This is a genomic window from Streptomyces sp. YJ-C3, assembly GCF_053891275.1.
The window spans coordinates 2,597,136-2,608,937 of sequence record NZ_CM132685.1; the positions used below are offsets into that span (position 1 = coordinate 2,597,136).

The 11,802-nt window shown below is 75.1% G+C and carries 10 protein-coding genes and 1 pseudogene; 5 read left to right on the forward strand and 6 right to left on the reverse strand.

The features are described 5' to 3' along the window. Positions 1–45: 45 nt before the first annotated feature. The 4 genes and pseudogenes from ACVHNB_RS11430 to ACVHNB_RS11445 all read left to right on the forward strand — a co-directional run bounded on the left by ACVHNB_RS11430 (position 46) and on the right by ACVHNB_RS11445 (position 4,633). A pseudogene (locus tag ACVHNB_RS11430) lies at positions 46–403 on the forward strand (hypothetical protein). Positions 404–501: 98 nt separating this feature from the next. Next, positions 502–1,914, forward strand: coding sequence for a hypothetical protein (locus tag ACVHNB_RS11435; RefSeq protein WP_456227967.1), 1,413 nt, complete (start codon positions 502–504; stop codon positions 1,912–1,914). Positions 1,915–2,021: 107 nt separating this feature from the next. Beyond that, entirely contained in the window at positions 2,022–3,293 is a 1,272-nt protein-coding gene (locus ACVHNB_RS11440) for an AAA family ATPase (protein ID WP_428951488.1), read from the forward strand. After that, positions 3,290–4,633 (forward strand): vWA domain-containing protein, encoded by a 1,344-nt coding sequence (locus ACVHNB_RS11445; RefSeq protein ID WP_428951487.1) that lies wholly within the window; start codon positions 3,290–3,292, stop codon positions 4,631–4,633. The genes ACVHNB_RS11440 and ACVHNB_RS11445 overlap by 4 nt, the downstream gene beginning before the upstream one ends. A gap of 72 nt (positions 4,634–4,705) precedes the next feature. On the opposite strand, the gene ACVHNB_RS11450 is transcribed toward ACVHNB_RS11445, so the two are convergent. The 3 genes from ACVHNB_RS11450 to ACVHNB_RS11460 form a co-directional block, all read right to left on the reverse strand. Continuing rightward, the gene (locus ACVHNB_RS11450; protein WP_456227968.1) at positions 4,706–5,536 is read right to left on the reverse strand and encodes a chitosanase; all 831 of its coding nucleotides are present in this window, start codon (positions 5,534–5,536) and stop codon (positions 4,706–4,708) included. Positions 5,537–5,664: 128 nt separating this feature from the next. Next, positions 5,665–7,854, reverse strand: coding sequence for an alpha-N-acetylglucosaminidase (locus ACVHNB_RS11455; RefSeq protein WP_456227969.1), 2,190 nt, complete (start codon positions 7,852–7,854; stop codon positions 5,665–5,667). 124 nt (positions 7,855–7,978) lie between these two features. Then, on the reverse strand, positions 7,979–8,878 hold the full coding sequence (locus ACVHNB_RS11460; protein ID WP_456227970.1) for a helix-turn-helix domain-containing protein: 900 nt from the start codon (positions 8,876–8,878) through the stop codon (positions 7,979–7,981). A 96-nt stretch (positions 8,879–8,974) separates the two neighbouring features. Between ACVHNB_RS11460 and ACVHNB_RS11465 the strand changes: the two genes are divergently transcribed. Beyond that, on the forward strand, positions 8,975–9,832 hold the full coding sequence (locus ACVHNB_RS11465; protein WP_428951483.1) for an SDR family oxidoreductase: 858 nt from the start codon (positions 8,975–8,977) through the stop codon (positions 9,830–9,832). A 32-nt stretch (positions 9,833–9,864) separates the two neighbouring features. On the opposite strand, the gene ACVHNB_RS11470 is transcribed toward ACVHNB_RS11465, so the two are convergent. From ACVHNB_RS11470 to ACVHNB_RS11480, 3 genes are all read right to left on the reverse strand, one after another. Beyond that, positions 9,865–10,287, reverse strand: coding sequence for an acyl-CoA thioesterase (locus ACVHNB_RS11470; RefSeq protein WP_428951482.1), 423 nt, complete (start codon positions 10,285–10,287; stop codon positions 9,865–9,867). A gap of 123 nt (positions 10,288–10,410) precedes the next feature. Further along, a complete protein-coding gene (locus tag ACVHNB_RS11475; RefSeq protein WP_428951481.1) occupies positions 10,411–11,049 on the reverse strand; it encodes a hypothetical protein in 639 nt (212 codons plus the stop codon). Between the two features lie 60 nt (positions 11,050–11,109). Continuing rightward, on the reverse strand, positions 11,110–11,712 hold the full coding sequence (locus ACVHNB_RS11480) for a histidine phosphatase family protein (RefSeq protein WP_428951480.1): 603 nt from the start codon (positions 11,710–11,712) through the stop codon (positions 11,110–11,112). Between the last annotated feature and the right edge of the window lie 90 nt (positions 11,713–11,802).

An 11,802-nucleotide genomic window follows, 5' to 3' on the forward strand; every position in this document is an offset into this window, starting at 1 on the left:
ACCGCATGGCTCCGACACCCCCCCGACCCGACGACGCCGCACCCGATGCCCGGCCAGAAGCGCGTGGTCCTCCTCAAGCCGCTGATCACCGCGGACCTCGTCGAGGTGGGCGAGTTCGGCCACGACGTGTGGTGCGGCAACGGCGTCACCGTGATGCCGGGCGTCACCATCGGGCACGGAGCCGTCGTGGCGACCGGCTTTGTGGTCACGGACGACATCCCGCCGTACGCGATCGGCGGCGGCAACCCGGCACGCGTCATCCGCTCCCGCCTGGAGCCGGACACGGTCCGCCGGCTCCTCGAACTCACCTGGTGGGAACGGCCGTTGGGCCACATCACCCGGCACGTGAGGGGGGATCATGGCGGGCTCGGCCGAAGCCCTGGAGAAGGCGGCGCCCCGATAAGTGGACTGACAGATCGGCATCGGCGTGGTTACGATGCGCGCGATGAAGACTTCCTCCTCGTACGGAACGGGGGACTCGTTCGTGCAAGGTGAGTGCTGATGGCACATCACTTCGCGAACGGGATTCCGACCCGCCTGTTGATGTGGCAGCGCGTACGCGAGTACGCCGTGCCACCGTCCATGATCGAGACCGCGGCCGCGCGACGTGCGGCCGGTGACTGGGCGGGGGCCTGCGCCGCCGCCCGCGTCGACGTCGACCTCGATCTGCGCGCCGTGCGCGACCGGCACGGCACCGATCTCGCCCACCGCCTCCGGACGGATCTGCGCCGCCTCGCGCCCGATCTGCTCCGCTGGCACATGCCCCGGATCGCCCCCGACGGGCGGCTCCGCCCCGGCCTCACCCTCACCCTGGCCCGCTACCCGGGCTCCGGCGCCACGCCGCCGCACCTGGTGGTGCGGACACCGCCGGCCAGGGCGGACGCCGGGCAGCGCATGTCCCTGGCTCTGTGGGAGGGGCCCGGGAACGGCGCCCCCGGACACCATCCGCACCCGCATCCCGACCGCCGGTTCCGCCTCGACCTGCACCGGCATCTCTGGGACGGCGAGCGCAGCGCCGAACTGGCCCTGCGGTGCGGGGCCGATCAAGCGCCGCGGGTTGTGCCGGACCGGTTCGACGGGACCGACTCCCCCTGGACGCAGGCGCGTTGGGCCGCCGAGGCCGACCTGCTGCTGCGGGACGCCGGGCGCCCGCGCGGCGCGTTCACCGTGCGGCTCGCAGCGCGCAGCCGCGCTGTCCTCGAACTGGCCGCTCCGGACGACAGCCACGCCCCGGTCCTCCGGCCGCTGCACGAGTCGCTGCCCGCACAGGAGGTCGCGGCGCTTCCGGTGCTGCCTGAGGCGGCGGCCCGCATCCTCCCGGACCTGGAGCTGCTGCGGGCCGGCCTCGTCCCGGCCGGTCGGCTGCATCCGCTCGTCGCCGCGGCGCTGCCGACACCCCGCGCGGCGGCGGCCTCCACCGTCGTGGCGCGGCCCGGCGATCCGCACCGCGTCGAGTGCCGTGGCGAGGTCCACCGGATCGCGCTGCGGGACGGGACACTGACGGCGATCGACCACGACCCGGACCAACTGCGCCGCGAGGAACTGCTGGTGGCGCTCGGCGGCCCGCCGCTGCCGTGCCTGCGGGCGATCGACGCGGTGCACCGCAGCCCCGAGGCGCTGCCCGCGGTCCGGGAGCGGCTCGGCCACGGCGACGTCACCGGGGCGCTGGCCGTCGTCGAGGGGCTGCTCGGTCCCGGCGCGGTCCTGCGCGACGGACCGCTCCTGGCGGCACTGGAGTCGGCCGTGGCCCGCCGGGTCGACCACGGACTCTTCCGCGCGGGCCTGTCGCACGCCGAGCACCCCGCGGCGGACACGCAGGCCGGCCGCCGGCCCCGGCTGGGACGCCACACGCCCCTCTCGGCGCGCCACAAGCGCGTCAGCCGCAGCCGCCCCCGCACCACTCTCTACCCCTGACCGGCCCCCCGGCCGCCCCTCTCTTCCTCGTACGGCTCTGTACGTGCCGCACACCTTCACGCCCTCAGGGACGCGCTCGTCCCCCTGCCTCTCCCCAGGTGATGCCCATGACGCCCAGCACTCTCCTGCCCCTGCCCGCCGACGCACCCGCGCTCGACCACCAACTCGCTGTCGCCGACGACCTGTTGACGCTCCTTCGGACGACGACCACCGAGCCGCGCCCCGACGAGCAGCTCGAAGCGCTCACCCTGGCCGTCGCGGCCGACCTGCCCGTGCTGCTCTGGGGCGAGCCGGGCATCGGCAAGACCGCGGCCCTGACCCAGCTCGCCGCCTCCCTCGACCTCCCGCTGACGACCGTGATCGCCAGCGTCCACGAGCCGACCGACTTCTCCGGGCTGCCCATCGTGGGCGACGACCCGGCGACGCAGGGGGTGCCGATGGCGCCGCCGCAGTGGGCCGTGGAGCTGGTGCGGGCCGGGCGGGGGCTGCTCTTCCTCGACGAACTCTCCACCGCCACCCCGGCCGTCCAGGCCGCCCTGCTCCGGGTCGTCCTGGAGCGCCGCGTCGGCGCGCTCCAACTGCCGCCGGACGTACGGATCGTGGCCGCCGCCAACCCGCGCGCCTCCGCGGCGGACGGCTGGGAGCTGAGCCCGCCGCTGGCCAACCGGTTCGTCCACCTGTACTGGGTGCACGACCGGGACGTGGTGGTGCGCGGCCTGGGCGGTGTCTGGCCCCGCGCCGAGCTGCCCCGGCTGGCGCCCGAACGGATGCCGGAGGCGGTGGCGTTCGCCCGGCGCGCGGTCTGCGGTTTCCTCGCGGCCCGGCCGACGCTGATCCACCGGCTGCCGAGCAGCGAGACCCGGCGCGGCGGGGCCTGGCCCTCGCCCCGCAGCTGGGAAGCAGCGCTGACCCTGCTGGCCTTCGGCACGGCCGCCGCCGTCTCCCGGGACGTGCTCGCGCTGCTGGTGCGGGGCGCGGTGGGGGACGGGCCGGGGCTCGAACTCCTCGCCCACCTGGACCGCATGGACCTGCCCGACCCGGAGTCCCTCCTCGCCGATCCGGCCGCCGCCGAGCTGCCGGAGCGGGGCGACCTGCGGCAGGCGGCGCTGGAGGCGGTGGTGGCCGCCGTCGGCGCCCGCCCGGTACGGGAGCGCTGGGACGCGGGCTGGGCCGTACTGGTCCGGGCCCTGGAGACCGGCGCCCCCGATCTGCTGGTCGGCCCGGCCACGGCGCTGGCCGGGCTGCGGCGCGACGACTGGGAGGTGCCCGACGCCGTGGAACGGCTGGCCGGCGTGATCGGCCTCGCCCGGCGCGCCGACCGCTCGGTGGCACGGGCCGAGGCGGCCACCGCGGGCCGGCCCGCGCAGGCACGCCGATGACGGGGACCACGAAACGCCCGCAGGCGCGCCCGCTGCCCCGCCCGATGGCGCCGCCCCCGCCGCCGCGCCCGGTGCGCGGTCCGCTGCGGCAGCCCCCGACCGGCCGGACAGACGGTCCGCGACTGCCGCTGGACAGGGAGAAGCTGCTGGCCGCACGCCTGCACGCGGTGAAGGTCCGCCCCTACCTCGCCGACGCGCTCTTCGCCCTGAGCGTGGTGGAGGACCGGTCGGTGCCCACGATGGCGGTCGACGCGTACTGGCGCTGCTACGTCTCGCCCGGCTTCGTGGAGCGCACCCCCGTCGAGGACCTGGCGGGCGTCTGGGTGCACGAGGTCTCCCATCTGCTGCGCGATCACCACGGACGCGGCGCGCGCTACGCCCGCGAGCACGAGGAGTACGGGCCGGGCGAGCGGCTGCGGCGCAACATCGCCGCCGACTTCGAGATCAACGACGACATCTACGGCGACGGTCTGCCCCGGCCCGCGGGGGTGGTGCTGCCGTCCCTGCTCGGGCTGTCCGACGGGCTGCTGATGGAGGAGTACCTGCGGACGTCGTCGATGTCCGGACTCGCCGCGGATCTGGCCTGGCTGGACTGCGGCGGGGGAGCCGACGGGCACGACCGGCCGTGGGAGCTCGGCCCCGACGGGGCGCACGGCCTGACCCGGCAACAGCGGGACGCGGTCCGTTTCCGGGTCGCCGAGGGGATCAAGGGGCGGCCGGGCAGCGCGCCCGCGGGCTGGCAGCGCTGGGCGGACGAGGCGTTCCATCCGCCGCAGCCGTGGCGGCAGTTGCTCGGGTCCGCGCTCCGTTCGGCGGCCGGCGCGCCGGGCGTGGGCGAGAACCACAGCTACCGGCGCCCGTCGCGGCGCTCGGCCGGTGTCCCCAGCGTGCTGCTGCCGAGTCTGCGCCGCACGCCGCCCCGGGTCTGCGTCGTGATCGACACCTCCGGGTCGGTCAGCGACGCCGAGCTGGGCGGCGCGCTTCTGGAGGTGGCGGCGATCGCGCGGGCGGTGGGCGGGCGGCGCGACCTCGTCTCGGTGATCTCCTGCGACGCGGCGGCCGGGGTCGCCGTGCCGCTGTGCCGCGCCGAGAACATGGCGCTGATGGGCGGCGGCGGGACGGATCTGCGCTCCGGCTTCGCCCGCGCCCTGCGCGCCCGGCCACGGCCCGACGTGATCGTCGCCCTGACGGACGGTCAGACACCGTGGCCTTCCGTGCAGCCGCCCTGCCGCACCGTCGTCGGACTCTTCCCGCGCCCCGCCCGGGCGGCGGACGAGGAGAACCCCGACTACGTCCCGGACACGCCGCCGCCCTGGGCGCGGGTCGTCACGATCGGCTGATGACGGACCGGCCGACGCGCGGCCCGTTCGGGGTGAGCAGGTCCCGAACGGGCGTCAGCCGCAGGGGTGGTGTCACCCGATGTGGTAACTGTCCCCGTACACCTTCCAGTCCAGCGGCGGGTCCAGGTTCAGGTTCCCCTTCTGCAGGAACACGCGCTGAGCGGTGTCGACGCGGCTGGTGTCGCTGTGTGCCTCCTCCTGCTTCATGGCCCACACCCGCGCGTCGAGGAAGGCGTTGAGCCAGCTGACCTCGTCGCCGCCCTGGGACGGTGGCTTCGCCTGGCCGAGGGCGCGCTGACGGATGCTGCGGAAGCTCGTGGGGTCGGAGCCGTCGCCGTGCATCACGATGGCGTCGTAGTACGTGAACTGGCCGAGCGTACCGACCCCGTCGGACCGGCCCTGCCGGACCGCCGGGTCGAAGTAGACCCGGTCGCGCTCGTCGTTCTGCGCCTGCTGGAAGGCGCTGTCCTGCGCGGCCCGCTCCCAGTCCGCCGGGAAGCCCGGGTCGAGGCCGTCGTGCGAGTCGCTGCCGTCGACCTCGCGCAGCGCGGGGAGGTACTTGGCGAGGACGTTGCCGGGCTCGCGCTCGGTGTACAGCTCGACGAGGTCCAGCATGTCGCCGGTGCCCGAGCAGAATCCGATGATGCCGGCGGTGTAGCCGCGGCCGTCGCCGATGTCCTCGATGTACCGGTACTGGGCCTTCCAGTCGAGCGAGGAGTTCTCCGCGCTCGACACCAGCTTCATGGCGATCTCCTTCTTCGCCGGATCGTCGAGGCCGCTCGCGGCGGCCGGGACGGGAGCGGCGCCGGCGAGCTGTGTGGAGAGCAGCGGCGCCGCGACGATAGTGGCGCCGATGAAGGCGAGGAGTGTGCGACGGGAGGTGCGTATGTGGGGGGTGGACACGGGTCCTCCTAGAGGGAGTTCGTCGTTCCGTCGACTGTTAGGAAGGTTTCCTACCAGAGATTCGGGGTGACGTATACCCGTCAAGACGGCTTCGTGGCACGCCGATCGGGACCCCGGTGACGGGCGCTTCAGGCTCCGCGCAGACGTTCGCGCACCTGAACAGCGACTTTGTACGTGTCCCCGGTGGGGCGGGCGGGGAGCGTGCCGGGATCGCGGACCCAGGCGTCCTCCAGCGCGAACCAGTCGACCGGACGGACCGGGCGCCGCTCGTCGAGCGCGGTGCGCAGCGCCTCGAAGTACGTGGCCCAGCGTCGCCGGTAGAGCCCGCCGACGAGCCCCGCCCACTCCCGGTTCGCGTAGTCGTGCAGCCCCGCCTCGGCCCCCGCGCGCGGCCCCCACACCGTCACCAGGGACAGCTGGTCGTACGCGAGACGCTCCCGCTCCGCGTCGTCGGAGCCCCAGGCGCGCGCGTCCGCTACCCAACGCCCCAGCAGATGCCGGGCGTCGGTGGCGAGCAGCCGCTCCAGGAGATCCATCAGGCCGAGCCACTCACGCGTCAGCCGGTCCAGGCCGGCCGCGTCCCCGGACCCGTACACATCCTTGATCCGGGGCAACAGCGCCCGGCTGCGGTTCGAGAGGGCCTGGCGCGCCACGTCGAGAAGATCCCCGCGGTACGCCGACGACTGCCGCAGCCCCGGCCGCACCGTCAGCAGGTGGTCCAGGGCACGCTCGAACTCGGCCGCGTCGTAGCGCAGTTGCTTCGGTGACCAGGCCGCCGCGGACCGCGCCGTGAGAGAGGGGCGCGCCCCGAACAGGCCGTCCGCGCCCTCGGCCCAGCCATCGGCGCGCGTCGTGCCGTACGCGGTGCGGCGCAGCACGTCCCAGGCCGCGACGGCCCCGGCGTCGCGCGCGCCGTACCGTGCCACGGACCAGTCCTCGAACCACTCGCGCAGATCCAGCTGGCCGCCGCGCCAGGCGAGTTCGGAGAACAGCTCGAACGCCGCCGGGTTGTTGTCCGCCGCCTCCGGCAGCAGCGCCGTACCGCGCAGGGCGCCGCCGGGCCGGGTCCGCCAGCGGTCGTAGAGCTCGGCCCAGTCACGGGTGTTGGCGCCGAGCGTCGTGTGGCCGCCGAAGTTCCAGATGGAGCCGAACGCATACGGAGTGCCGTTCCAGTCGGCGTCGCGGTCCGTCACCGTCGGGAAGCGGTCGGAAATGCCGTCGACGACGAGCATGCGGCGCTTGTCGACGGCGTTCACGATCTCCTCGGGCGGGTTGTCGCGCCAGCCGAGGATCACCCAGAGCGCCTCCGGGTGCGCGGCGCGCAGGGCCTTCTCGACTCCGCGCGCCGCGTCGGCGACCGGCACGTCACCGGCCCGGCCGCCCTCGTGCAGCAGATCCATCTTGAAGAGCCGGGCCGGACCGAACATCTCCTCCTGCGCCCGGTAGAAGGCGGCCGCCACCCGCGCGAAGTGCGGGCCGCGCGGATCCAGCCAGTCCGGCCGCCGGTACCCGCACCAGTCGCCCTGCGCCACCACGTGCGCACCGGAGTTGCGCTCCGCGAACCCCGGCGGCACCGTCCCGTAGTAGCCGGGCAGCACCGGCTCCATCCCCAACTCCCTGATCCGGTCGGCGATCCGGCGCCCGAGACGGGCCCGTGCCGCGAGCAGACCGGCCGGCACGGGATCGCCGGCCGCGCCCGCCATGTTCTGCAGCAGCCACCACGGCTGATGCGCCGGGAAGGGAATCCACTGCCGCAACTCCCTGTCCGCATAGCCGAATCCGGCCATCACCCGGTGGTACAGGGCGTCCGCGCCGACGTACACCAGTACCTCGTTGAAGCCGTGCAGGGCGAGCACGTCCAGCTCCCGCTCCCAGTACGCCCAGTCGTGGTACGCGCCCGTGTAGCCGTCGTTGGTGTCGTTCAGGACGAAGCGGTGCGGGACGTTCGCGCGGCCGGTGAGCGGACGTGACGGCGCGGGCAGTCGGTCGGGAAGGTTCAGCTGCTCGCCCGCCCAGGAGATGTTGGCGTGCGCCACCTGCTTCAAGTACTGCCGCAGTCCAGCCAGTTGCACGGCAGGGGAGGTGCCCGCGATCCGGATGCGGCCGGGGTGCCCGTCGACGCGGAAGCCGTCGCGCGCACCGGTCAGCGGACGGAAGTCCAACTGGTCCGCGTGGCGGCCGAGGAGTCTGCGCGCGGCCGCCGCCGCGGCGTGCGGAGCGGGCGGCGCGGCATCCGCACGGTCGGCGGAGGCGTCGGTGCACGACACCGCGGCCGATCCGGCGAGCGCGGTCAGGAACGTACGGCGGGCCAGGGGCATGGTGCGTGCATACCCGACCCGGCGGCGCGGAGCGTGACGCCGCGCCAACGGCGTGGGTGGCGGACATGAACGCGGGGTGCGGACGGCGGAGTGCCGGCCCCGGTGGACCGGGGCGGGCAGGGGCTCAGCGCCCGGCCAGGGAAGGGCACGGGCTGCCCTTCGGGAGGCGGCCGTCCACGAACGCCGTCGGCGCCACCCCGAACAGGGCGCGGAACTCGGCGGCCATGTGCGACTGGTCGTAGTAGCCCGTGGTCTGGGCGAGACCCGCCCACGCCACCTGCGCGCCGGGCCGCTCGGCCGCCCCGGCCAGGAGCTGGCGCACACGGTCGATGCGAGCGAAATGCTTGGGCGACAGACCCACGTCGGCCGTGAACAGCTTCCTCAACTGGCGCTCACTGACCGCCAGTTCACGCGCCACCTCGGGGACCTGCGCGGGCCGCGGGCGGCCGGGCCGGGTCGACAGGCGGTCGACCGCCGAGCGCACCAGAGCGGCACGCGCACGGTCCAGCGGATCGCGCGGCGCGAACACCGGAGCCAGCACCTCGGCCAGCGCGGCCAGGGCCTCGTCCACCGTCGCGTCGTCGGCCAGCCGCGCAAGCTCCCGGACGATCCGGGGTGTCACCGGGCCCGGCAGCTCGGCCAGCGGCACCACGCGGCCCACCAGCTCCCGGGCCGACGCCCCGAGCAGCGGCCGCGCGGCCCCCGGCCGGATCCGCAGATCCAGGCAGAGCGGCAGCCGCTTCCCGGTGTTGTACGAGGCCCGGGTGCGGGGGCCGACCGCCAGGACGTCGCTGCCGCCGCCCGGCACCGTCCGCAGCACGAGCCGTACCGCCGCGTCCGGCACATGCGCGACCGAGCGCGGGCCGTCCGGGTCGTGCGCGGTGACCCCGACGTCGGTGATCCACGGGCGCAGCGCGGCAGGCGGCTCGATCAGGCGCGCCGGCGCCCGGGAGGCCCCGGCGGCCGTCCTGATCGCCGTCTGCCGCGCGAGGTCGGAGGGGAGGGGCCCGGTCACGGTGGTCACCGCACCACGGTAGCCAGGCGGGGCCGCCTCGCGGGCGGCGCAGGCGTGCCGGAATCTCCTATCCGCGGGGCGGGCCGCGGCGGCAGTGTGGAGCGCATGATCCTCATCACCGGTGCCACCGGCACCATCGGCAGTGAACTCGTCCGCCTCCTCGCCGCGCGCGGCGTCCCGCACCGCGCCCTGACCCGCGATCCGGGCCGCGCCCGGTTCGGCCCCGGCACGGACGTGGCGCGCGGCGACTACGACGATCCGGACTCGCTCGCGGCCGCCGTCACCGGCGTCGACGCCCTGTTCCTGGTCAACGCCCCGGGCGCCGCCGGCCCCGGTGTCCACGACCGGGCCGTGCTCACGGCCGCCCGGGCGGCGGGTGTCCGGAGGGTGGTGAAACTCTCCGCGATCGGCACCGGTGAACCGGCGACGGGGCGGTTCGGCCAGTGGCACGTCCCCGGCGAACAGGCCCTGCGCGACGGCCCGTCGGAGTGGACGGTGCTGCGCCCGTCCACGTTCGCCTCGAACTTCCTGTGGTGGGCCGGCGAGATCCGGGCCGGCCGCCCCGTACCCGACCAGTACGGCGGCGGCGCCCAGGGCGTCGTCGACCCGGCGGACATCGCGGCCGTCGCCGTCGAGGCGCTCCTCGCGGACGGTCACCACGGGCAGACCTACACCCTGACCGGGCCGGAGCTGCTCAGCGTGCCGGAGATGACGGCGCTCGTCGGCAAGGAACTCGGCCGGGAGATCGGCTCGGTCGAGGTGTCCGAGGCGGACTCCCGCGCGTTCGTGATCTCCAGCGGCATCCCGGAGGAGTTCGCGGAGGGCGTCCTGGAGGGGCTCGCCCACGTACGGGCCGGGGGCAACGCCGTCGTCACCGACGACGTCGAGCGGGTGCTCGGGCGGCCGCCGCGCACGTTCGGGCAGTGGGCGCGCGAGCACCGCGGGGCGTTCGCGCGGCCGTGAGCGCCGGACACGGGGCGGCCCGCGGCGTCCGGCTACAGACCGAGGACGCCCGGGTCCGTCGCCAGCTCCTTGAAGACCTCCCGCGGATCCTTGACGAGCTTGCGCTCGGTGAGGTCCAACAGGCCGCCCACCGCGGTCACTTCGGCCGACACGGTGCCGTCGGCCTTCCGCACCGTCTGCCGGATGCGGAACGTCTTCCCCTCGCCCCACTCGAAGGTGCACTCCACGTCCACCTCGTCGCCGGCGCGCAGCTCCCGCAGATAGCGGATGTTCGTCTCCAGGGCGACCGGCCCCACCCCGCGGGCGAGCAGATCGCTCTGCGCGATACCGCTGTGGCGCAGGATCGACCAGCGCGCGTGCTCCGCGTACTGCAGGTACACCGCCTGATTGAGGTGCCCCTGCGTGTCGGTCTCGTATCCGCGGACCTCGACCCGGACGGAAAACGGCTCTGCCACGACGTTCCCTTCGACGATGCGACGATGCGGCGGTGTCCCGCCCGATGCGCGGGTGAGCGCTTGCTCAGCCGCCTTCGACGAGTCCAACCCGCCGGCCCGGCCGGGCATTCCGCCGAAGCCTCCCTAGGCCCGTCTCGGGGACGCCAGCAGGTAACGGCCGCCGCGCGGCGCCGCGTGCTCGCTCACCTGCCACCCCGCCCGCTGGAGCGCCGCCGCGCAGGCCCCGAGACCGGCGGGCTCCGGATGGTGCACGGCGACGGCCTCGGGCTGCGGGGTGTCCGTCACCCGGTAGCCGGGCGCGGTGTCGGTCGCCGGGGCGCAGCCCGCCGCCTCCAGGGCGAGCGCCGCCGCGTGCGTCAGGCGGCCCCGCTCCCAGGCGCAGGGCCGGTCGGTGGCGCCGCCCGGATCGGTCATACGGCGTATCTCCAACAGCCCCTGCCAGGCCGTGCGCACCTCGCGCGCCCGCGCCGCCGGGGCCACGGGAGCCGGCTCCCCGCCGAGCCGCGCCGCGAACACCCCGTCGGACGCGGCCGGCGGGACCGGGGCCGGAACCGGCGCGGGCCGCTCGGGCTCCGGTCCGGCCTCGCGGACCCGGTGCCCGGCAGGGGTGAGGAAGTGGTCGTGCGGCGGCCGCGGATGCCGGAACGCCAGCTTCAGCACGACGAGCCGCGCCAGCTGGGCCGCGCTGCCGCTGATCCGGCCCGTCTCCGGATCGGCGGCGTCGATGATGCGCCGCTGCGCGGCGGTCGGCGGTCTGGTCATGGCGCACCTCCTGCCGACGATGGTGCACGACGGCACTGACAACGGCGCCCGGCCGGCGGTTCAGTCGGCCGGCGGCCGCAGGTTCCAGCCGGAGACCACGGGCCTGCCGTGCTCCGTGCTCAGCCGGCTCACCGTGCCGGTCGCCAGCAGGAAGTGCGCGCCGCCCGACGGCGGCAGACCCAGCCGCCGCGCGGTCAGGACCCGCAGGAAGTGACCGTGCGAGACCAGGACGACGCTGCCCTCGTTGTTGGAGAGCGCCGCGTCGACCTTGGAGAGCATCCGGTCGGCACGCGCGCCCACCTCGTCCGGCGTCTCGCCCGGATGCTCGGGCGGGCCGGGCGGCACCCCGTCGTCGAACAGGTACCAGTCGGGACGGGTGCGCTGGATCTCCCGCGTGGTCACGCCCTCATAGGCGCCGTAGTCCCACTCCCGCAGGTCCGCATCGACGGTGACACGGTGCAGACCGGCGAGCTCGGCGGTCTCGCGGGCCCGCTGCAAGGGACTCACGAAGACGGCGCCGATGTGATAGCTGCCGACGAGCGGCGCGACCCTGCGCGCCTCCTCGCGGCCGTTCTCGGTGAGCGGAAGGTCGGTGAGGCCGGTGTGCTGACCGGTCAGCGCCCACTCGGTCTCACCGTGCCGGACGAGAAGCAGATCACCCACGGTTCACGCCTGTTCGGTCAGGGGTCGGTACGGGCTACGGACATTACCGCTCGAACCGTACACGTGGTCGCCGGGTCCGGCCGCGTGGCC